This is a genomic window from Mycobacterium sp. Panama NTM2, assembly GCF_054355555.1.
On sequence record NZ_CM135953.1, the window covers coordinates 3,051,115 to 3,072,214 of the forward strand.

22 protein-coding genes are annotated in these 21,100 nt (G+C 69.0%); 14 read left to right on the forward strand and 8 right to left on the reverse strand.

All coding sequences use genetic code 11. The features are described 5' to 3' along the window. Nucleotides 1–46: 46 nt before the first annotated feature. Nucleotides 47–1,036 carry an NAD-dependent epimerase/dehydratase family protein gene (locus tag ACXYX3_RS14475; RefSeq protein ID WP_458607997.1) on the forward strand — a complete coding sequence of 330 codons (990 nt, stop codon included), beginning with the start codon at nt 47–49 and terminating at the stop codon, nt 1,034–1,036. Here ACXYX3_RS14475 and ACXYX3_RS14480 read toward each other — a convergent pair. Continuing rightward, nucleotides 1,018–1,620 (reverse strand): TetR/AcrR family transcriptional regulator, encoded by a 603-nt coding sequence (locus ACXYX3_RS14480; protein WP_458607998.1) that lies wholly within the window; start codon nt 1,618–1,620, stop codon nt 1,018–1,020. The genes ACXYX3_RS14475 and ACXYX3_RS14480 overlap by 19 nt on opposite strands. A 59-nt stretch (nt 1,621–1,679) precedes the next feature. Between ACXYX3_RS14480 and ACXYX3_RS14485 the strand changes: the two genes are divergently transcribed. Continuing rightward, complete coding sequence (locus tag ACXYX3_RS14485) at nt 1,680–3,923, forward strand: molybdopterin-dependent oxidoreductase (protein ID WP_458607999.1); 2,244 nt, start codon at nt 1,680–1,682, stop codon at nt 3,921–3,923. Here the strand turns inward: ACXYX3_RS14485 and ACXYX3_RS14490 are convergent. Then, on the reverse strand, nt 3,907–4,734 hold the full coding sequence (locus ACXYX3_RS14490) for a peptidoglycan recognition protein family protein (protein ID WP_458608000.1): 828 nt from the start codon (nt 4,732–4,734) through the stop codon (nt 3,907–3,909). The genes ACXYX3_RS14485 and ACXYX3_RS14490 overlap by 17 nt on opposite strands. Before the next feature lie 84 nt (nt 4,735–4,818). Between ACXYX3_RS14490 and ACXYX3_RS14495 the strand changes: the two genes are divergently transcribed. After that, nucleotides 4,819–5,298 carry an SRPBCC family protein gene (locus tag ACXYX3_RS14495; protein ID WP_458608001.1) on the forward strand — a complete coding sequence of 160 codons (480 nt, stop codon included), beginning with the start codon at nt 4,819–4,821 and terminating at the stop codon, nt 5,296–5,298. Next, complete coding sequence (locus ACXYX3_RS14500) at nt 5,288–6,895, forward strand: phytoene desaturase family protein (RefSeq protein ID WP_458608002.1); 1,608 nt, start codon at nt 5,288–5,290, stop codon at nt 6,893–6,895. Before ACXYX3_RS14495 ends, ACXYX3_RS14500 begins: the two co-directional genes overlap by 11 nt. Before the next feature lie 75 nt (nt 6,896–6,970). Here the strand turns inward: ACXYX3_RS14500 and ACXYX3_RS14505 are convergent, their stop codons facing one another. From ACXYX3_RS14505 to ACXYX3_RS14515, 3 genes are all read right to left on the reverse strand, one after another. Then, nucleotides 6,971–7,297, reverse strand: coding sequence for a DUF8129 domain-containing protein (locus ACXYX3_RS14505; protein ID WP_241207530.1), 327 nt, complete (start codon nt 7,295–7,297; stop codon nt 6,971–6,973). Between the two features lie 10 nt (nt 7,298–7,307). Further along, nucleotides 7,308–7,628 (reverse strand): hypothetical protein, encoded by a 321-nt coding sequence (locus tag ACXYX3_RS14510; protein ID WP_458612092.1) that lies wholly within the window; start codon nt 7,626–7,628, stop codon nt 7,308–7,310. A 156-nt stretch (nt 7,629–7,784) separates the two neighbouring features. Further along, entirely contained in the window at nt 7,785–8,696 is a 912-nt protein-coding gene (locus ACXYX3_RS14515) for a manganese catalase (protein ID WP_241207531.1), read from the reverse strand. 484 nt (nt 8,697–9,180) lie between these two features. Between ACXYX3_RS14515 and ACXYX3_RS14520 the strand changes: the two genes are divergently transcribed. Genes ACXYX3_RS14520 through ACXYX3_RS14530 form a run of 3 tightly spaced genes read left to right on the forward strand, consistent with a single transcriptional unit; the run spans nt 9,181 to nt 10,653 of the window. Then, on the forward strand, nt 9,181–9,396 hold the full coding sequence (locus ACXYX3_RS14520; protein WP_458608003.1) for a GAF domain-containing protein: 216 nt from the start codon (nt 9,181–9,183) through the stop codon (nt 9,394–9,396). A gap of 37 nt (nt 9,397–9,433) precedes the next feature. Further along, a complete protein-coding gene (locus ACXYX3_RS14525) occupies nt 9,434–9,829 on the forward strand; it encodes a nuclear transport factor 2 family protein (protein ID WP_241207533.1) in 396 nt (131 codons plus the stop codon). After that, nucleotides 9,829–10,653, forward strand: coding sequence for a PHP domain-containing protein (locus ACXYX3_RS14530; protein WP_458608004.1), 825 nt, complete (start codon nt 9,829–9,831; stop codon nt 10,651–10,653). The genes ACXYX3_RS14525 and ACXYX3_RS14530 overlap by 1 nt, the downstream gene beginning before the upstream one ends. 5 nt (nt 10,654–10,658) lie before the next feature. Here ACXYX3_RS14530 and ACXYX3_RS14535 read toward each other — a convergent pair whose 3' ends face one another. After that, the gene (locus tag ACXYX3_RS14535) at nt 10,659–11,483 is read right to left on the reverse strand and encodes an alpha/beta fold hydrolase (protein ID WP_458608005.1); all 825 of its coding nucleotides are present in this window, start codon (nt 11,481–11,483) and stop codon (nt 10,659–10,661) included. Between the two features lie 61 nt (nt 11,484–11,544). Between ACXYX3_RS14535 and ACXYX3_RS14540 the strand changes: the two genes are divergently transcribed. From ACXYX3_RS14540 to ACXYX3_RS14550, 3 genes are read left to right on the forward strand one after another with little or no spacing between them, the layout of a single operon-like run. Continuing rightward, complete coding sequence (locus ACXYX3_RS14540) at nt 11,545–12,858, forward strand: glycosyltransferase (RefSeq protein WP_458608006.1); 1,314 nt, start codon at nt 11,545–11,547, stop codon at nt 12,856–12,858. Further along, a complete protein-coding gene (locus tag ACXYX3_RS14545; RefSeq protein WP_458608007.1) occupies nt 12,855–14,057 on the forward strand; it encodes a glucosamine kinase in 1,203 nt (400 codons plus the stop codon). The genes ACXYX3_RS14540 and ACXYX3_RS14545 overlap by 4 nt, the downstream gene beginning before the upstream one ends. Beyond that, the gene (locus ACXYX3_RS14550) at nt 14,054–15,034 is read left to right on the forward strand and encodes an SIS domain-containing protein (RefSeq protein ID WP_458608008.1); all 981 of its coding nucleotides are present in this window, start codon (nt 14,054–14,056) and stop codon (nt 15,032–15,034) included. Before ACXYX3_RS14545 ends, ACXYX3_RS14550 begins: the two co-directional genes overlap by 4 nt. Here ACXYX3_RS14550 and ACXYX3_RS14555 read toward each other — a convergent pair. Beyond that, nucleotides 15,012–16,208 (reverse strand): ankyrin repeat domain-containing protein, encoded by a 1,197-nt coding sequence (locus ACXYX3_RS14555; RefSeq protein WP_458608009.1) that lies wholly within the window; start codon nt 16,206–16,208, stop codon nt 15,012–15,014. The genes ACXYX3_RS14550 and ACXYX3_RS14555 overlap by 23 nt on opposite strands. A 223-nt stretch (nt 16,209–16,431) precedes the next feature. Here ACXYX3_RS14555 and ACXYX3_RS14560 point away from each other — a divergent pair, with 223 nt between their 5' ends. From ACXYX3_RS14560 to ACXYX3_RS14575, 4 genes are read left to right on the forward strand one after another with little or no spacing between them, the layout of a single operon-like run. Continuing rightward, the gene (locus ACXYX3_RS14560; RefSeq protein WP_458608010.1) at nt 16,432–17,244 is read left to right on the forward strand and encodes a siderophore-interacting protein; all 813 of its coding nucleotides are present in this window, start codon (nt 16,432–16,434) and stop codon (nt 17,242–17,244) included. 22 nt (nt 17,245–17,266) lie between these two features. Then, nucleotides 17,267–18,298: a FecCD family ABC transporter permease gene (locus ACXYX3_RS14565; protein WP_458612093.1), complete on the forward strand. Its 1,032-nt coding sequence runs from the start codon at nt 17,267–17,269 to the stop codon at nt 18,296–18,298. Further along, nucleotides 18,295–19,347, forward strand: a complete 1,053-nt coding sequence (locus ACXYX3_RS14570; protein WP_458608011.1) for a FecCD family ABC transporter permease — start codon at nt 18,295–18,297, stop codon at nt 19,345–19,347. The genes ACXYX3_RS14565 and ACXYX3_RS14570 overlap by 4 nt, the downstream gene beginning before the upstream one ends. Before the next feature lie 3 nt (nt 19,348–19,350). Then, complete coding sequence (locus ACXYX3_RS14575) at nt 19,351–20,157, forward strand: ABC transporter ATP-binding protein (protein WP_458608012.1); 807 nt, start codon at nt 19,351–19,353, stop codon at nt 20,155–20,157. Here the strand turns inward: ACXYX3_RS14575 and ACXYX3_RS14580 are convergent. Beyond that, nucleotides 20,141–21,085, reverse strand: coding sequence for a methionyl-tRNA formyltransferase (locus tag ACXYX3_RS14580; RefSeq protein ID WP_241207544.1), 945 nt, complete (start codon nt 21,083–21,085; stop codon nt 20,141–20,143). The two genes, ACXYX3_RS14575 and ACXYX3_RS14580, sit on opposite strands and share 17 nt — an antisense overlap. Between the last annotated feature and the right edge of the window lie 15 nt (nt 21,086–21,100).

The window sequence follows — 21,100 nt, forward strand, 5'->3', positions numbered from 1 at the left end:
GCGTGCGGAAAACGGGTATAGGGCGCGTCGTGGAACCGGAGGGCACATGAGAGTACTGATCACCGGCGGCACCGGCTTCGTCGGCGCGTGGACCGCAAAGGCGGCACAGGATGCCGGCCATCGCGTGCGTTTCCTGGTGCGCAACGCCGGCAGACTCGCCACCAGCGCGGGCAAGATCGGCGTCGACATCGAGGACCACGTGCTCGGCGACATCGCGGACGGCGAGAGCACGGCCGCGGCCCTCGAGGGATGCGACGCGGTGATCCACTGCGCGGCAATGGTCTCGACCGACCCCAGCCGGGCCGATGAGATGCTGCACACCAACCTGGAGGGGGCGCGCAACATTCTCGGCGGTGCCGCGGCCGCCGGGATCGACCCGATCGTGCACGTCTCGAGCTTCACCGCGCTGTTCCGGCCCGGCCTCGAGGTGCTGCACGCCGACCTGCCAGTGGTCGGGGGCAGTGACGGCTACGGCCGGTCCAAGGCCGCCGTCGAGGCGTACGCTCGCGGCCTGCAAGATGCAGGTGCGCCCGTCAACATCACCTATCCGGGCATGGTGCTGGGGCCGCCGGCCGGCGACCAGTTCGGCGAGGCGGCCGAAGGTGTGGAAGCGTCGGCCAAGATGCACGCGGTGCCCGGCCGCGGTGCCGGTTGGATCGTCATCGACGTACGCGATCTGGCCGACCTGCATGTCGCGCTCCTCGAGCCCGGTCGCGGGCCGCGCCGCTACATGGCCGGCGGTCAGCGGGTGTCGGTCGATCAACTCGCGAAGATGATCGGCCGCGCAACGGACCGCACGCTCGCGGTGGTCCCCGTGCCCGATGTGGCGCTGCGCAGCGCCGGCCGCGTCTTCGACGTCGTGGGCCCGTTTCTGCCGTTCGAGACGCCGATCAACTCCGCGGCCATGCAGTACTACACGCAGATGCCGGCCTCGGACGACGCACCGAGCACCCGCGATTTCGGGTTGCACTGGCGCGATCCGGTCGAGACGATCGCCGACACCGCCGCGGGGCTGCGTCAGGTCGGCCGGCTCTGAGGGCGGGCGAGCACCCCGCCCAGCACCACATCCGCCAACTTCGCGGCCGCATCATCGACATCGGTCACCTTACGAACACATACGGCGTACCACGCAGCCCCGGCGATGACGTCCATGACCGTGTCGGCGTCGGCGCCGGCACGCGCACGCGCAGACCGCGCCAGATGTCCGGCCAGGTTGCGGCGCGCCGCCGCTTCCAGCCGATCGTTGAGCAATCGGCGCATCGCCGGCTCCAGCCGCAGGTCCTGCAGTAGACCCGGAACAGCCTCGCGGACAACCGGATCGGCGTACATGACGAGCGCGCCCCGGCACAGGCGGGTGATCTCCGCCGCGAGGTCGTCCTCCTCAGGTTCTGCGCCGAGATCCGGGAACGCCGCCTCGTGGATGAGGTGCGCCTTCGTGCGCCAGCGACGGTAGATGGCCGGTCGGCTCACCTTGGCGGTCGCAGCGATCAGGTCGATCGTCGTTGCCGAGTAACCCCGCGTCACCAACAGGGCACGGGCGGCCTCGAGAACGGACGCATCGATCGCAGGGTCACGGCGCGACCCGTGGTGTCGCCGCGCACGAGGCGCCGATCTGTCCACGAAAACCCCGTTCGCCAAGGCCGGTTGTCGATACAGTGTGTCACGACACAGGGGGTTCGATGACGGACACGGAACAACTCGCACGCACCGGCGAGGACGGACTCCACCTCTACACCTGTCCATTGTGTGAAGCGATGTGCGGCTTGCGAATCCATGTCGAGCAGGGGCGTGTGAGTGACATTCGCCCCAACCCCGACGATGTGTGGAGCCGCGGCCACATCTGCCCGAAAGGTGCGTCGCTGGGTGCGGTGCACGACGATCCCGACAGGGTCCGGGCGCCGATGATCAAGATCGACGGGCAATGGCACGAAGTCGATTGGCGCACCGCGTTCGCGCGCTGCACCGAGCTGCTGGCCCCCATCATCGACAAGCACGGGATCGGAGCCGTCACGGCCTACACCGGCAATCCGCTGGCGCATTCGTTCTCGCTGGCCCGCTACGCCGGCGTCCTGCTCGGCCTTTCGGGAATGCCCCTGACCTATTCGCCCGGCACGGTCGATCAATGGCCGAAGAACCTGTCGTCCCATCTGATGTACGGCGGCTGGTGGACCTTCCCGGTGCCTGACATCGAGCGCACCGACCTCCTGGTCGTAATGGGCGCCAACCCTGCTGCCTCACAGGGTTCGCTGCTGGCGGCGCCCGACGTCATGGGACTCATCGCCGACGTCCGCCGACGGGGCACGGTGATCGTCATCGACCCGGTGCGCACCCGAACCGCCCAGCGCGCCGACGAATGGCTGCCCATCACCCCGGGTACCGACGCCGCGCTGCTCCTCGGAGTCGTGCACACGTTGTTCGCCGAGAATCTGGTGACACTCGGTGCGCTCCAACCCCATGTCGTCGGGGTGGATTCGCTGCGCGACATCGCTGCCGACTGGCCCCCCGAGCGGGTCTCCGCGGTGACCGGAATCAGTGCCGACCGTATCCGCGAGCTCGCCCACCAGCTCGGCACCACACCCCGCGCGGTGGTCTACGGCCGCATCGGAACCTGCAACCAGGAGTTCGGCAGCCTGGCGAGCTGGCTCGTCGACGTCGTCAACATCCTGACCGGGCATTTCGACACCCCGGGTGGGGCCATGTTCCCCACCGCGGCGGCCTGGTCGGTGACGGTGCAACCCATCCCCGGCCTCGAGGACGGGGCCGCCGACTTCGGCCGCTTCCACACGCGGGTGCGCGGCGCCAAGGAGGTGCTGGGTCAAGTCCCGGTGTCGTGTCTCGCCGAGGAGATCGCCACACCGGGCGAGGGGCAGATCAAGGCGTTGATCACCGTCGCCGGAAACCCCGTCCTGTCCACCCCCGCGGGCGATCGCCTCGACGACGCGCTGCCACTGCTCGATGCGATGATCTCGATCGACTTGTGGCTCAACGAGACAACCCGTCACGCCGATGTGATCCTGCCCGGCCCCTCCCCTCTGGAGCAGCCCCACCACGACGATCTCATCCTGCACTTCGCCATCAACAGCGTCGCCAACTACTCCCCACCCGTGTTCGCCAAACCGGATCCCGGGGCCCCTGACGAGTGGGAGATCCTGATCCGTCTGACCGGCTTGTGCACCGGCACACCGGCCGAGGACGTCGACGTCAGCGCGATCGACGACGGCTTCTTCGACTACTTGTGCTTCACGCAGGGGCTCGACGGCGCAACGGTGCGCGCGCACTATGAGCACGGTGGGCCCGAGCGCATCCTGGACCTCACCCTGCGGACGGGCCCGTTCGGGGACCGCTACGGCGAGAACCCCGGCGGGCTGACTCTGCAGATGCTCAAAGAGCGCCCCGACGGGATCAATTTCGGTCCGATGGTGCCCCGCGTCCCGGACGTTCTCGGAACCGCGGACCGTACGATCCGGCTGGCACCGCCCTACCTGACCGATGACCTGCCGCGGCTCGCGCGGCGCCTGGACCGCGCGCCCGACGACCTCGTCCTGGTCAGCCGGCGGCACCTGCGCTCCAACAACTCCTGGCTGCACAACGTCGGACCGCTGATGAAGGGCCGCGACCGCTGCACGCTTCTGATCCACCGCGACGACGCGCAGCGGCGCGGTATCGCCGCCGGCGACCTCGTCACCGTCACATCCGCGGGCGGCAGCATCGACGTGACCGCCGAACTCACCGAGGAGATCAAACCGGGGGTGGTCTCGTTGCCGCACGGCTGGGGCCACGGCAAACCGGGTACCCGGCTGGGCGTGGCCAACGGCTCCCCCGGTGTCAACACCAATGTCCTCTCGCCCGTGGACTTCCTGGACGAGCCCTCGGGCAACGGCGCCCTCAACGGCATTCCCGTCGAGGTCAGGCGGGCGCGCTGACCAGGCGCAGCCGTAGAGCCGCCGCCGTGGCCGGTCCGACCACTCCGTCCACCGCCAAACCTGGTGTGCGGCGCTGGAATTCCTCCACCGCCGCTTGGGTGGCTGGTCCGAAGACACCGTCGACGTCGAGGTTCCCCGCGTAGCCGGCATATGCCGCTTTCAGACGGCGCTGGAGTTCGGCGACCTGAGGGCCGCGAGACCCCCGTTCGAGCAGGAAGTCTGCATACTCGTCGACGGGCAGCGGCAGGACGCGTTGGTGGGCGGCGACATCGCGACGCAGTATGGCCATGTCGATCGCCCCCGGATCCCACTTGCCCTGAGCGCGCCCTGCGTACTCCTTGTGCCCGATGACCCGGTCGGCGGATCGACCGAGTCGCCGGCAGATGGCGGCGCAGCTACGCACCAGAGCCAGGTACTGGGCGTCGGGCCAGTGCATGCGATGGGGCGCCGACGGGCTCGTGCCGCTGTTGGCGCACTCGATGCCGATCATGTGCCGGTTGGCGCCGTTGACCGGCAACCAGGGGTAGGAGCCCGCGCCGGCGTGCCAGGAGACGCCCGCCGCCACCACGGTCACGGTGCCGCTACGCGCGATGTGCAGCGCGGACAGTGGCCCGGGCAGCTCGGGCCCGCCCCGTGCGATGGATTCGGCGGTGGCACTGTCTGATCCCGTGTGGTGCACCATCACCCCGCGGATATCGGCGAAATCGCCGTGGCCACGGCCGCGCCAGCCGGGCAACTCCTGCACATCGAGGCCCTCGACGCGCAACACATCGGCCAGCCAGAGCGGATCACCGCTGGTCACCGCGACCATGGCAGCACCTCCCGTCGTCGACTGCGGCCCTCATGCAACCAGACGGCCAGGTTTGGCAGACGAGGGCGCGGGTAGTTCGACCCGGTGTCGACAGAACCCGAGGACATCGAGAGCGCGCCGGTCGTCGCGCGTGACACCTCAGCATCGCGCCACGATGTCTGGGCCGTGATCGCCGACGGCTGGACGTATTCGCAGTGGGTGGTGGGTAACAGCCGGATGCGCGCCGTCGATCCGTCGTGGCCCGCGGTCGGCAGCACGATTCACCACTCGATCGGGATCTGGCCGCTGGTGCTCAACGACAGCACGGTCGTCGAATCCTGCGATCCGGAGCGGGAACTCGTTCTGATCGCCAACGGCAGGCCGTTCGGCAAGGCGCGGATCACCCTGCGACTCGTCGATCTCGATGGCAGCGGCTGCCGCATCGAGATGGCCGAGGTGCCCGTGTCACCGCCGCTGAGCTGGCTGCCCAAGCAGGTGGCCCTCGCCGCGGCGTTCCCCCGCAACCGGGAGACCACATGGCGTCTCGCCGCGATGGCCGAGCGTCGCGGCCGCGATGAGCGCTGAACTGTCCCGCTCGGAGACCGCCGACGCCGTCGTCATCGGCTCGGGCCACAACGGGCTGGTCGCCGCCGCCCTGCTGGCCGATGCGGGTTGGGACGTCGTGGTGTTGGAGGCGCAGGACCAGCCGGGTGGCGCCGTCAAGAGCGCCGAGCTGACGCCGGGTTACATCAGCGATCTGTACAGCGCGTTCTACCCGCTGTCGGTCGCCTCGCCGGCGCTGGCCGACCTCGCCCTGGAAGACCATGGTCTGCGCTGGAGTCACGCACCGGCCGTCGTCGGCCATCCCCGCAGCGCAGACGACGACGACGCACCGGTCCTCCATCGCGACATCGCCCGCACCGCAGCAGAATTCGAGCGCTTCCACCCCGGCGACGGGGACCGCTGGATCACCGCCTTCGAGCAGTATCAGCACATCAAAGGTCCGCTGCTGGAGACTCTGTTCGCGCCGTTTCCGCCCGTTCGCGGACCTGCGGGGCTGCTGCGGCGGCTCGGCACCGCCGACGCGCTTCGGTTACTGCACCTGTTGCTGTTACCCGCGGGCGAGATGGCGCGCCAGCTGTTCGAAGGCGAGGCGGCCCAGCTGTTGTTGCTGGGCAACGCGATGCACGCCGACGTGCCCGTCGATGCCCCGGCCAGCGGCGTGATGGGATACCTCCTGCTGATGCTGGCTCAGGACGGGGGCTTCCCCGTTCCGGTCGGCGGTGCGGGTCAGCTGACCGAGGCACTGGTGCGGCGAGCCGAGTCAGCAGGAGCTCGCGTGTACTGCGGTCGCGAGGTCGACAGCATCGACGTGCGCGGACATCGCGCGACCGCGGTGAACCTGGTCGACGGTGGTTTCATCCGCTGCCGTCGCGCCGTCATCGCGAACACCTCGGCGCCACAGCTCTATCGACGCCTGCTTCCGCGCGACGTCCTTCCGGAGGGGCCGCAACAGCACCTGGACCGCTTCGTGTGGGACACGCCGGTCCTGAAGGTGAACTACGCTCTGGACGCCCCCATCCCGTGGCGCTCACCCAACCTTGCCGGGGCGGGCACGGTGCACCTGGGCGCCGACCACGACGGTCTGATCCGCTGGATGGCGGATCTGAACACCTCGACAGTGCCGACTCAGCCGTTCATGCTGTTCGGTCAGATGACGACGGCAGACCCCACACGCTCCCCCGCCGGTACCGAGAGCGCGTGGGCCTACACCCACCTGCCGCGCGGCCGCAGCGACGATCGCAGCGCCGACCAGCTGGCCGAGGCCGTCGACGCCGTCCTGGAACGGCACGCGCCCGGCTTCACAAGCCATGTCGTCGGCAAGACCGTGCAGCGGCCCTCGGACCTCGAACGCAGCGACGAGAACCTCCATGCCGGCGCGGTCAACGGTGGGACGTCACAGTTGTTCCAGCAGTTGATTTTCCGGCCGATGCCCGGCCAGGGTGGACCGACCACACCGCTGGACAACGTCTTTCTCGGCAGCGCCGGCGCCCCGCCCGGCGGAGGAGTCCACGGCATCTGCGGCCGCAACGCCGCTCGGGCGGCGTTGCGGGCTGACGGGGCGACGGGCTGGCCTCGGCGGCGGCTCTACAGGGCAGTGAGCCGGCTCCTTCTCGGCTGAACCCCGCCCGCCATGGAGAAGCCGTGGCGGTGGATTCGCCGATTTCACAGCCTGGAACTCTATTCCGCGGTGGGGTCAGGTCCGGCCGCGCTTCGGCGTCTGGTTGGCCACGCCGTGACGTAGCGGGGTGCCGGGCTCAGCGGCGGTCGACAGCTGGACCGACGAGCCACCTTCCGTGGCATCGATGCCCGGCGCGTTGCCCGGGTCGCCCGACGATGGTTGAGCACCTGCGTCGAGTTCTCGCATCCGGGCCTCGAGAATCTCGAGCACCGGAACCCGGGCGGCATGGCCCGCTTCGTGCGTGAGCAGCACTTCCAATGCGTCTTTGTCCAAGGCCCGAATGCGATGTCGGACGTCGCCGAGCGCCATCTGATCGAAATCCGGAAACGGCAGGTCTGTCATCGGTTCATCCCTACTCGACTACCGGGAACAGCGCGTCGCCGTCCTCTGGGGCACCGTCGATCTGCCCCTCGTGGTCGCCGGGCTCAGGAGGCGCAGCGTCGCTCCCGAGCAATGACTCGTCACCGCCGGCACCGTCTGCTGCATCGCGCGGATCGACGTCGGATTCTGTGACATCGGGAACTTCCTCGGCCAATCTGTCGTCGAGGCTCTCGCCCTGACGTTGCTCCTCGGCCGACATCCCGAACTTGTCGACGCCGCTCCAGCCCTCGGGCGGATCGACGACCTCGTCGCCATCGTCGTTGTGCACGTCGTCGGAATCGGTGCCCTCCATCGGACTGAGCAGATCATCACTGCCGCCTAGGTCGTTGGCGGTGGTCTCCGTGGCGTCGTCAGTGCTCACCACTGATCTCCTCTCGCTGTCGTGTCCCCCAGCCATAGCCGGGAAGCGGACTCTCGAAACCGGTTGGGCCTCAGCGCCGATTCAGCGCTACGTCTTGTCCGGGTCGATGGCGTCCTTGAGCTTGCCCATGACGCCTTTCTCGGTACCGAAGGCGGGCGTGCGCGGTTCGCCCATCGCGCCGTCGTACGTGCAGTACAACTTCGGGTCCGGCGGCGGCCCCGACTGCAGGTCACCGAGTGGTTGCGGATCGGCGAGGAACTTGCCGGTGTGACGGCCGTCGGGCAGCGGCCCGTGCGCCCACCGGCCCTTGTCGGCGTCGGCACCGTCAGAGAGGTGCCAGAGCGTGGAGGCGTGCTCGTCGAACTCCTCGTCGAACAGGTCGTTGGGTGCCACGACGCCCTCCAAACCGTCGGCCTGCAGCTCCTCGATCGCGGACAGCCACATGTTCTGGTGATAGGTGTCGCGCGCCAGATTGAACTTCAACATGGCCTTCACACCGGGATCGTCGGTCATGTGCCACAGTCGTGCGGTCTGCACTCGGCCCTGCGCCTCGGCAGCGACGTTGGCATAGAAGTCCGCCAGCAGATTCCCTGACGCCACAATGAATTTCCCGTTCCAGGGTGAGCCCTGGCTGTCCGACAGCGTCGGTGCACCACCCGACATGATGGCCTGCTGGGGGTCCATACCCCCCATCACCGCCGCCACCACCGGATCGCCCAGCGCGTTCTCGGTGGCATCAGTGGCCGGAGCGCCTTCGAGCAGCCGGGCGCACATCGTCGCGATCATCTCGACGTGCCCGATCTCCTCGGTCGCCACGTCCATGATCAGGTCCTTGTACTTGCCTTTCATCCGGCAGTTCCAGCCCTGCATCAGGTACTGCATGGTCACGGTCATCTCGCCGAACGCCCCGCCGAGCAGTTCCTGGAGCTTGCGCGCGTACACGGGATCCGGCTTTTCGGGCTTGACGTCGAATTGCAGGTAATCGGTATGTCGGAACATTGAGTCGACTCCACATCGAAGTTCTGGACAAGATCATCGGCCGGCGAGCGGGCGGCGCTGCGCCGGCGCTACGGACGACATACCCGCGTGGGAAGGGCCAAACCGAAATCCTGCAGTCGATGCCGGACGTTTGCGTGGCAGCCGCTGGGGTAGCGGCTCCGTCGATGACGTCGACCCGAGGTGACACCATGAGAACCGGACTGATGCGTTCCCGGACGCCCGCACCCAGCGTGGTGCCGATGCCGTCACCGATGATGGCGCTGTTGCGGGCGGTGGCTCGAGACGGCGCGCGCCTCCTGCCCGAAACCACGGGGTGCGGTATCACGCTGATGGCGACCGACGGACGACGGATCACCTCTGCGGGCAGCGATCACGTCGCCGAGCGCCTCACCGCACTCCACGATCAGCACCCGCACAACCCGTGCGCCAGCGCGTGGGCGCACGGGGGCGTGCGGCGGACGCAGAGCTCGGTCACCCGCGCCGCATGGGCGAGCTGGATGACACACGCCCGACAGCAGGGGTGCGCTCTGTGCTCGCCGCGTCCCTCTGTGTCGGCGACCGCCGACTGGGGACGGTTCTGTTCTATTCGACGACCAATCGCGCCTTCCGCCATGAACACGACGAGACACTCTCTGCGTTCGCGGACGCGATCGCCATCGGTATCGACCATTGCCAGAACGGGCCGAGTCCGGCCGGCTGACCGTGGTCGCGTGTGGCGCGTTGGCTACCGTTTCGGTATGCATCCCTTCCGCCAGGCCGTCGAGGCGCGCGACAGCGCCGCCATCGAGGCGCTGCTCGCCGACGACGTCGTCTTCACCAGCCCGGTTGCGTTCAAGCCCTACACCGGGAAGCCGATCACCGCGGCGATCCTTCGCGCGGTGATGCGCGTGTTCGTCGACTTCCGCTACATCCGCGAGATCGGCGATGCCACCGGCCGGGACCATGCGCTGATCTTCGAGGCGACCGTCGACGGCAAGAAGATCACCGGCTGCGATTTCCTCCACGTCGACGAGAACGGACTCATCGACGATCTGATGGTCATGGTGCGACCGCTTTCGGGAGCCACCGCGCTGGCCGACGCGATGGGCGCACAGTTCGACCGTATCCAGCACGAGGCGACCCAGACGCCCTGATGCTGCCCTCCGACAACCACGTGCACACCCGGTGGTCCTGGGACACCGCCGGCACCTCGACGATGGAGGCCACCTGCCGCCAGGCGGTCGAGCTGGGCCTGCCCGCGGTGGCGTTCACCGAACACGTGGACTTCACCGAGTGGGGCGACGACGACGCCGCAGCCGCCGGGATGGTCGTCGGCGACCGGCCCCGCGTCGCACCGCTGGACATCGACGGCTACCTCGCCGATGTCCAGCGATGCCGCGAGATGTTCCCCGAACTGCGCATCCTGTCGGGAATCGAAGCGGGAGAACCACATTGGTTCTCCGGCAGTGTGGCCGCGGTGCTCGCGGCAGGAACGTTCGACCGAGTGCTGGGGAGTCTGCACGGGATCCCGGTGGCGGGCCGCCTGGAAGGGATAGATGCGCGGCTGTTCGGCCGCCACGACCCGCATGACTTGGTGCAGCGGTACTTCGCCGACATGGTCACGTTGATCGAGCGGTCAGACGTGTTCACCTTGCTCGCCCACTGCGACTACCCGCGCCGCTACTGGCCCGCAGACCGGGTCGGCGCCTACCGCGAGAGCGATTTCGAAGAGCAGTACCGGACAGTCTTCCGCGCCCTCGCCGGAACGGGGCGAGCGCTCGAGATCAACACGAAGTCGCCGTTGGCGTCGGTCGACCTCGTGCGGTGGTGGTGGCAGGAGGGCGGGGATGCGGTGTCCTTCGGCAGCGACGCCCACCAGCCGGCCCATGTCGGCAGACGCTTCGCCCACACGGTCGACATCGTCGAGGCCGCCGGATTCCGGCCCGGACGCGACCCCTTCGACTTCTGGCGGCGCTGACCGCGTCAGGAGCGGATGAACTCCAGCAGGTCGGCGTTGATGACATCGGCGTGGGTGGTCGGCATCCCGTGTGGATATCCCGGATAGGTTTTCAGGGTTCCGTTGGGCAGCAGGGCAGCCGAGCGCGGTCCCGCGTCGGCGTAGGGCACCACCTGGTCGTCATCGCCGTGCATCACCAACACGGGCAGTTGGATGCGGCGCAGATCGTCGGTGAAGTCCGTCTGGGAGAAGGCGACCACGCCGTCGTAATGGGCTTTGGCGCCGCCCATCATGCCCTGTCGCCACCAGTTCGCGATCACCGCCTCGATCGGTTCGACGCCGTCCCGGTTGAAGCCGTAGAACGGTCCCTCGGGCACAGCGCGGTAGAAGGCCGATCGGTTGGTCGCCACCTGGGTCTGGAAGTCGTCGAACACCGACTTCGGTAGCCCCCCGGGATTGGCGTCGGTCTGGACCATCAGCGGCGGCACCGCGGCGATCAAGGCGGCTTTGGCTGCCCGCTGCTCGCCGTGGCGGGCCAGGAATCGCACGACCTCACCGCCGCCGGTGGAGTGCCCGACATGTACCGCGTCGCGGAGGTCGAGATGCTCCACCACCGCGGCGAGATCGTCGGCGTAGTGGTCCATGTCGTGACCATCGCCGACCTGAGCGGAGCGGCCGTGCCCGCGCCGATCGTGTGCGATGACCCGGTAGCCGTGGCCGAGGAAGAACATCATCTGGGCGTCCCAGTCGTCGGCCGACAGCGGCCACCCATGGCTGAACACGATCGGTTGACCCGATCCCCAGTCCTTGTAGTAGATCTCGACACCGTCGGTGGTGGTGATAGTCGGCACGAGCGGAAAACTACTCCGCATCAGCGCCGCCGACCACCCGAGGCAGAGGTAGGTTGTGCCGGTGACGACCCCATCGCAGACCCCGCTGACGATCATGTTCTGGCCGGAGTCGGCGTACGGACCGACCAATCAGTGCATCGGTCTGGCGTCGATCCTGCGCGACCGCGGGCACCGGATCGTCTTCGCCGCCGAGAGTTCCTGGGCCGGGAAGATCGCACCGTTCGGTTTCGTGGAGGAACTCGTCGACCTCGCCGAGCCCGCGCCGGATGCGGGCGAGGAAGACGCAGGCGCCTTCTGGACCCAGTTCATCGCCGAGACGGCACCGGAGTTCCGCAAACCCACGATCGAGCAGCTGTCGACCTTCATCCAGCCAACCTTTCAAGCGCTGATCGACGGCGCTCGGTACTGCGAGCCGCGGTTGCGCGACATCATCGCCGTGCACCAACCCGACGTCATCGTCGAGGACAACGTGGTCCTGTTCCCGGCGCTGGTCACCGCGGGCGTCCCGTTCGTGCGCATCGTGTCCTGCAGCCCGCTGGAGATCCCGGGCCCCGACGTGCCGCCGCCGTTCTCCGGGTTGCCGAGCGACGATCCGGCGCAATGGAGTTCGTACCGCGCGGAGTACGACCGGACGCTCCGGCCGATGTGGACCGAGTTCGACGCCTGGGTACGGGATCAGGGGGCCGCGGCGCTGCCGGACCTCGAGTTCATGCCGCGCGACAACGCGGCCAACCTGTACGTGTACCCCGCCGAAGCGGACTACCGTGACCGCCGCCCGCTCGGCGACCCCTGGACGCGAATGGACTCCAGCGTCCGCGAGACAGACGAGGCTTACGCACTCCCCGCGCAGGTTGCCGATCGGCCGGACGGCAGCGCACTGATCTACCTGTCGCTGGGCTCTCTCGGCGGAGCCGACGTGGATCTGATGCAGCGGCTGGTCGACGTCCTGGGCACCACCCGGCACCGCTTCATCGTCAGCAAGGGGCCCCAAGCTCACCGGATCACGTTGGCCGACAACATGGTCGGCGAACAGATGCTGCCACAGACCAAGGTCATCCCCCTGGTCGACCTGGTCATCTCGCACGGGGGCAACAACACCGTCACCGAGACATTGCACTTCGGCAAGCCATTGATCATCCTTCCGCTGTTCTGGGATCAGTACGAGAACGCGCAGCGGATCGACGAACTCGGCTGGGGTGTGCGGCTCGACACCTATCACTTCAGCGATGACGAGCTCACCGGCGCGGTCGAACGTCTGCTCGCCGACTCGGCGCTGCGTGAACGCCTGGCCGACCTCGGCGCTGCGATCAGACAGCGCGACGGGCTGCGGATCGGTGCCGATGTCATCGAACGAGTGGGTCGCAGTCACCGGTGACGACACTGCCTGACCCGCTGGACTGGTTGGACCTCTCGGACGGGCATCGACTGGCCATCGTCACCCATGGGTCCACCCGATCAGCCATTCCGGTGGCTGACGGCCGGCGGCGCGCACGTCCCGGCGACGGCACGTCGGCCGCATTGCTGAGAATGCTTGCGTCTCAACCCGGGGAGCGTCGACTCGGGCGCTTTCGGGTGCAGTCGTGGACGGCACGTGCAGTCGACGGCGAGCGACCGATCGACGTCGACCAGACCAACGAGTCGGTGATCGTCGGTGAGGCTGCGGTGGTGAAGTGGGCGGTTCACCTGCAGGACGGACCTCACCCTGCGCCGCGGCGCATCACCGCGCTGCGCGATGCCGGCTTCGCGGGCATCCCCGAACCGTGGGGGCTGATCACCTGGCAGCCGGCCGACGGAGTCGAAACGGTGGCGGCCTACGTCGACGACTACCTGCCGGGTGCCGTCGACGGGTGGACCTGGGCGGTGGAGATGATGACCGCTGCCGCGCTCGCCGCCGACGCGGGGGAAACCGCCGAGACGGCCCAAGAACTCGGCGTGCTCGTCGCCGACATGCATGCCGCGCTGGCGTCCACCGCGTCGACCGCCACCGCCGCCGATGCGCGCCGATGGCACGCCGCGGCGCTCGCCACACTCGAAACAGCCTGCGCGCTGGCAGAATCCGATAGCGCGCTCGTGCTGCGGACACGTCGCGCAGAGGTGGCCGCTGAGCTCGCGGTCCTCTCCTCGCTGGCGGGCACGGCGGTGCTCGACGGGCACGGCGATCTGCACGTCGGACAGGTGCTGCGCAGTGGGGAGAAGCTGTTCGTCACCGATTTCGACGGCAACCCCGTGCTGAGCGCCGCGGAGCGGGCGCGTCCCATCCCCGCGGTCGTCGACGTCGGCGGGATGGTGCAGTCGCTGGCGCACGTGGCGATCGTCGCCCACCGGTACACCGAGCTGGACCCTGCAGTGCTTCACGCAGTGGAATCGACGACGCGTCAGGTCTTTCTCGAGTCCTACACGACGCGACTGAGGGCCACCGGGCACCGACATCTCTTCGACCCACGTCCTCTTCGCGCGCTACGTCTGATCCAAGTGCTGCGCGAGATGATCTACGCCGCGAAGCATCTGCCGCGGTGGATGTACGTGCCCGACGCCGCGCTGCCGGCCCTACTCGACGACGAGGTGCGACGGTGAAGCCCGATGCGTTCGTATCCGATCTGCAGCGCAAGCCGGAGGTGCTGGCGCGTCTGGCCCTGATGCTGTCCGAGGCGAACCCGTGGGCGGCGCTCGTGCCCGCCGACACCGAACGGGTCGTGCTGCTCGGTATGGGCTCATCGGCGTATGCGGGCGCGGTCGCCGCCGCACGGCTGCGGTCCCGCGGCGTGCTGGCCGCCGCCGAGCTCGCCTCGTCGGCGCTGATGCCGGACTGGGGCCCGCGGACGCTGGTCGTCGCGACGTCGGCCAGCGGTGGTTCCGCCGAAACGCTGGATGCGTTGACGCGTCTCCGCGGCGGTGCGGTCACCGTCGCCCTGACCAACACGGCCGGCTCCCCGCTGACCGAGCGGTGCGATGCGGTCGTCACGCTCGAGGCCGACGTCGAGCACGGCGGCGTCGCCTGCCGCAGCTATCAGCACACGCTGGCGTTGCTGCTGGCTCTCGAATGTCACCTGCTCGGCACCGACACCGCAGCGCTCGCGGCATCCATCGACAGCGCCGCCGCAGCGACAGCACATCTGCTCGACAGCGAGAACGACTGGCTCCCCGAGGCTTCGGAGCTGCTACTGGGACCGTCGGGCACCTACCTCGCCGCGCCCGCTCATCGCTTCTGTTCTGCCCAGCAGGGTGCGCTGATGGTGCGCGAGGGACCGCGCCTGACCGCCGCGGCATGCGAGACCGGCGACTGGAGCCACGTCGATGTCTACCTCACCAAGACCACCGACTACCGGTTGCTCGTGTTCGCCGGTTCCCCGTGGGAAACGCAACTCGCCGAATGGACCACCGCGCGGGGCAGCACCGTCGTCGGGGTCGGCGGTGACGTCCCCGGGGCGCGATACGTGCTGCGCTATCCGGGGGATGGCGATGACGACGTCGCTCTGCTGACCGAGGTCCTGGTACCGGAGCTGATCGCTGCCCGGAAGTGGCAGCTCGTCACCGGGGAGAGCGTCGGCTGAGGAGCGCGGCGGCCTCCGGCTGGTAGGCGTGCTCGGCCCACTGCTGCGGCGTGGTCCCGAAGCGGCCGTCGACCGCCGACGGGTCGGCACCGGCAGCGAGGAGGCGGTCGATCAATGGGAGGTCGCCCGCCCAGGCGGCGTGATGCAGCGGCGTGGCCCCGGCGTCGTCGCGGCTGTTCGGGTCGTCGGGGAAGACGGGCGCCGTGACGTGCACGCCGGACACGTCGATGCCGTGCCGGCCCAGGAGAGCGAGCCGCTCGGTGAAACCGTGCTCGGCCGCCCACTCCATCTGCTGTTGCCACATCTGCTCACGCGTCGGCATGGCCACCCCGAGACGGCGCTCCCAGGGACTCGCACCGGCCGTGGCCAGGCCGTGATCGAACAGCACCTCCAGGTGGGAGTCGTCGGACCGGAACATCCTGTTGTACAACGCCTGGTGATCGGCAGGGTGGGCGCCGCGGTCCAGCAGCAGCGTGGCGAGCTCGGTGGCGTAGCGGTGGCGTGGCTGCCGCCTCGGGCCCTGCTCCCCTTCCCCGAAGACACCGGTGAGCGCCGTGAACGGCGGCGCCATCCCCCGCCACAGGTAACCGGCGTTCGGGTCCGCCCCTGCATCCAGCAACAGTGTTGCGGCAGTAAGGGTTTCGTCGGCGGTCCGATCCACGGGCGCCCGGGAGTGACACAGGTACATCAGCGGCGTCCAGCGCAACGGGCCTCCGGACCGCCGGGCCGCGGCGGCGTCGGCGCGCAGGTGACGCGAAAGGGCGTCCACGTCGGCGGCGGCTGCCGCGGCCCACACGTGGTCGTCCGGCAGGGCAGGCACGGCCGCGAGGAGGTCCGCTGCCTGTGCCCACCGCGGCGGAGCGTCGTCTCCGGTGTACACCAGCACCGCGAGGGCGCTGAACCTGTCGGCCGTACCGAGCGCGGCGTCGTCGATGCCGCTCGGATCGACACCGAGGGTGCGTGCCGCCTCGAGGTAGTGCACGAGATCCGGCCACCCCGGGAATCCGTACCGGCGGGCGAGCGCCAGCTGCGCGTCGTGGAGGGCACAGCCGCCGGGACGCAGCAGCGCCACGCCTGACCGGGGATGGTGACGACGGAGGAACGCCTCGGCGTCCGCGTCACCGGCGCGGGCGCGCCGTTGCAGATCGCGGGCGTTGGAACGCAATCGCGGCAACGACGGATTGTCGGGCAGTGCGCTGGCCGTGGCAGCCTCCTCTCGAGAGGCCCGGCGTCCGCGAGGTCGGGCACGAGAAGAGGTGGGGCCGATCAGTCGTATCGCAGGGAGGCTGAGCCTCTTCGAGCGGACGTCGGGCGGTCCTGCGCGCCCAGCGGTCAGCATACCGGCCGACGCCCACCGGGCGAGCACCACTCGACGAACATAGGTTAGCCTCACTTATGTGTCGCACTCCTACGCCTCTGTCGTCGACACCCGCACACTGACCAGCCGGCTGCGGCGCATCGTGCTGCACGTCGACGATCCGGACGCTCTCGCGGTCCGGCCCGGCGCCGACTCCGCCGTCGGGGTCTACTTCTCCCCGCGGGACCACCCGGACGGCGACGGGCGCAACTACTCCGTGAGACACCAGCAGGGTGCGCTGCTCACGCTCGACATCGCACTGCACCGCGACGGCCCCGGGTCGTCCTGGGCGACGACCGCCACGCCGGGGCACCGGGTGATTCTCGACCACGCCCGGGCGTGGTACCGCCCGCCCGCGGACGCCCGGTGGCAGCTGGTGGTGACCGACCTCTCGGGGCTGCCGGCGGCGGCTCGCATCGTCGAGGAACTGCCCAGCGCCACACCGGCCATCGTCATCGCCGAGATACCGACGATCGGCGATCTCGACTACTTGCCCAGACGTGACACTGTCACCGTCTCACCGCTCGTCGGCACCGGAAACGGCCTGGGGCCGAGTGCGTTGGCCGACGCCGTGCGCGCTCTGTCCTTGCCGCCCGGCCGCGGGTACTGCTGGTTCGCCGGCGAAGCCGCCGAATCCCGCGCGGTACGGAAGCACCTGCGCTCGCTGGGGTGGCAGCGCGACGACTACGACATCACCGGCTACTGGCGGGTGGACTCCGAGCGCTGGGATGCCCGGTTCGAGGAGGCCGGCGACGAAGCGTTGATCGTCTACGAGCGCGCTCTGGCCGCCGGAAAGGACGAAAAGGCCGCCTTCGAGGAGTTCGACGAGGTCTGCGAACGGATCGGGCTCTAGCCGCGTGGTCGTCGCTGCCCCGGTGCGCACCGCGCCTTCGTCGCGTCCCCACCGGATCTCGGTGCGCAGGAACACCGCCGGACTCGCGGTCGCGGCCGCGCTGCTCGCCGTGCTGTGCGTGCTGAGCCTCGCTGTCGGGACCCAGCACGTCCCGCTGAGCACGGTGTGGCAGGCGCTGGCCGGCGAGTCGACGACCGGTGACGAGTGGATCGTGCGTGACCTGCGCATCCCGCGCACCGTCCTGGCCGTGTTGGTCGGTATCGCGCTCGGGCTGTCCGGCACCCTGATCCAGGGGGTGGGCCGGAACCCGTTGGGCGACACCGAGGTCCTGGGGATCAACGCCGGTGCGGGGCTGTTCATCGTCACAGCGATCGCGCTGCTCGGACTTCAGGGCATCTGGACCTACATCTGGTTCGGGTTCGCCGGCGCCCTGTTCGCGATGCTGCTCGTGTACCTGATCGGAATGGCCGGCCGCGCCGCGGCCACCCCGGTGCGCGTGCTGCTCGCCGGTGTCGCGATCGGCGCGGTGATGGACGGCCTCGGGTTCGCGGTACGGCTGCGCTACCCGCGGGCGTTCGACAACATGCGGTTCTGGGACGCCGGCGCGCTCGATGGCCGCCCCCTCGACGTCGCCCTGGCGATCAGCCCGTTCATCGCACTCGGCGCAATCCTCAGCCTGGTCGTCGCCCGCTCGCTGAACATCACCGCCATCGGCGATGATCTGGCGACGAGCCTGGGGGGCAACGTCGTTCGGACCCAGGCGCTCAGCCTGGTGGCAGTGACACTACTGGCCGGAGCCGCCACCGCCGGGGCGGGACCGATCGGCTTCGTGGGCCTGATGGTCCCGCACGCGGTCCGCCGGTTCACGGGGCCCGACTGGCGGTGGATCCTCGCGTACTCCGTCGTCGTCGCGCCGGCGGTGCTGCTGGCCGCCGACATCGTCGGCCGTGTCGTGATCGCGCCGTCGGAACTCCCCGCGGGCATCGTCACGGCGTTCGTCGGTGCGCCCGTGCTCATCTGGTTGATCCGCAAGCGCGGGGGCGACCGGTCATGACGACCGCGACGCGCCCGGCCGGCCGGCGCCACCACACGCTCGCCATCGGTGGCGTCGCGGTCCGCGCGTCCCGACGCGCCGTCATCACGGTGACGCTTCTGCTCGCCGGGGTCGTGCTGATCGCGGTCCTCGCCGTGGGCCTCGGCAAGTACCACGTCGCTCCGCTGGACGTGCTGTCGGTGCTCGCCGGCACCAACACGTCGTTCGACCGGGTGGTGGTGTTGGAGTGGCGGCTCCCGCGCATGCTGATGGCTCTGCTGGTCGGGGCGGCGCTCGGCCTCTCGGGGGCCATTTTTCAAGCGATCACCGGAAACCCCTTGGGCAGTCCTGAGATCGTCGGCGTCAACTTCGGCGCCTACACCGGTGCCCTCACCGTGCTGGCCACCGTCGGAAGTGGCTACTACGGCGTCGCGGCAGGCGCCCTCGTCGGTGGACTGGTGACCGCGGTGCTGGTCTACGCGCTGTCGTTCCAGCGCGGGGTGGCAGGTTACCGGCTGATCGTGGTCGGCATCGCGATCGGGGCGGTGCTCAACTCCGTGAACCAGTGGATCGTGATCAAACTCGACCACCACACTGCGGTCACGGCAGCCGTGTGGCAGCAGGGCACATTGAGCGGTCTCAGCTGGGCGCAGGTGGTTCCGATGAGTGTCTGTGTGGCGCTGCTGGTGTCGGCTCTGCTCGCCCTGGGTCCCCAATTGCCGGTCCTGCAGCTCGGCGACGATGCCGCGGGTGCGTTGGGATTGCGGCCCGACCGCGCGCGAGTCTGCTATCTCGTGGTCGGGGTGGGGCTCGTGGCCGTCGCGTGCGCGACCGCCGGCCCGATCACCTTCGTCGCGCTCGCCGCGCCCCAGTTGGCCCGGCGACTGACCGCGAGCCCCGGCGTGGCGCTCGTCCCCGCTGCGGCCATGGGCGCTGCGCTACTCCTCGTCAGCGACGTCATCGCCCAACAGCTGTTCTCCGACAACGAGTTGCCCGTCGGCGTCGTCACCGTGTCGCTGGGCGGCTGCTACCTCATCTACCTCCTCGTCACCCAGGCACGGAAGCGGTGAACCATGACTGACAGCCGGCTGGGCGCCGACGCCGTGTCGCTGAGCTACGGCGACACCGCGATCGTCACCGACCTCACCCTCGCGATCCCCGACGGTCGCATCACGATGATCGTCGGTCCGAACGCGTGCGGAAAATCCACGCTGCTGCGCGGATTGGCGCGGCTGCTGCGCCCGGCTGCCGGCCGGGTGCTGCTCGACGGCTCCGACATCGCCGGCATGCACACCAAGGAGGTCGCTCGCCGGCTGGGCCTGCTCCCCCAGACGTCGATCGCACCGGAGGGCATCACGGTCGCCGACCTGGTGGCCCGTGGTCGCTTCCCCCACCAGAAGTTGTTGCGGCAGTGGTCGGTCGACGACGAGAAGGCCGTCACCGAGGCGATGACGCTGACCGGAGTGAGCGAGCTGGCCGACCGGCTCGTCGACGAGCTGTCCGGGGGGCAGCGGCAACGGGTCTGGGTCGCGATGGTGCTGGCGCAGCAGACCCCCGTCCTGCTCCTCGACGAACCAACCACCTACCTCGACATCGCCCACCAGGTCGAACTGCTCGATCTGTTCGCGATGCTCAACCGATCCCACGGCCACACGGTGGTGGCCGTCCTGCACGACCTCAACCACGCGTGCCGGTACGCCGACGAGATCGTCGTGATGAAAGCGGGTCGCATCGTCGATCACGGGAATCCGCGCATCGTGGTGACCGCAGAGCTGATCGCCGACGTCTACGGGTTGTCCTGTCAGATCATCGACGACCCGCAGACCGGCACGCCCCTGATCGTGCCGCGTGCCTCGCCCTACCTCACGGTCGATCGGTGAGGTATCCCCCGCCCCGGCCGAAGAAGTCCAGCGCGCGATGATTCACGCCGTCGTCGGTGCGCACCACGTCGATCACCAGACCTCGGGACCGCCCGCGATAGGCCTCGGCGCCGGCGACGACGACCATGCCGCCGTCCTCTTCGATGAACACCCGCCCCGGCATGCCGCCGTACACACACTGCGACACATGAGACGAGATCACACGCAGTCGCTGCCCGCGAAAGAACGTGTAGGCGTTGGGGTATGGGTCCGACAGTGCCCGCACGAAGCGTTCGATGTCGGCGGCCGGCCACCGCCAGTCGATCAGGCTGTCCTGCTCGGTGCGTTTGTGGAAGAAAGTGCGCTCCGCGAGGTTCTGCGGCACCGGTTCCACACTCTGATGCTCCAGCCCGTCGAGTGCGGCGTCGAGAACCTCGGGCACCAGATCGAGGGTGTCGTAGACCAGGCTGGTACCGGTGCTCGCCGGCGTGATCTCGACGGCACGCTGCACCAGGACCGCTCCGGTGTCCAATTCGTCGTCCATCAGGTGCGCGGTCAACCCGGTGTGCGTGGCGCCGCTGATCAGCGACCAGATGACCGGCGAGAAGCCGGTGAATCGCGGCAACAGCGAGTCGTGCAGATTCACCGTCCCCAGCCGTGGGATGGCGAACAGCTCGCGCGGCAGCTTCGTGCGCCAGTTGTTGGCCACCATGACGTCGGGGGCGACGGCGCGCACCCGGTCGATCAACGCCGCGTCGGGACGTTTCGCCAGGTGTACGTCTATTCCCTCGCTGCGCGCCAGATCCTCCACGGAGTCCGCCCAAATCGATTCGTAGGCATGCTCACTCGTCGGATGCGTCACCACCAGTTCGACGTCGTGGCGCGACTTGAGCAGCGCCTGCAGGGTGCGATGGCCCCACGTCTGATATCCGAACATGACCACGCGCACGACGAACCTCCCGTA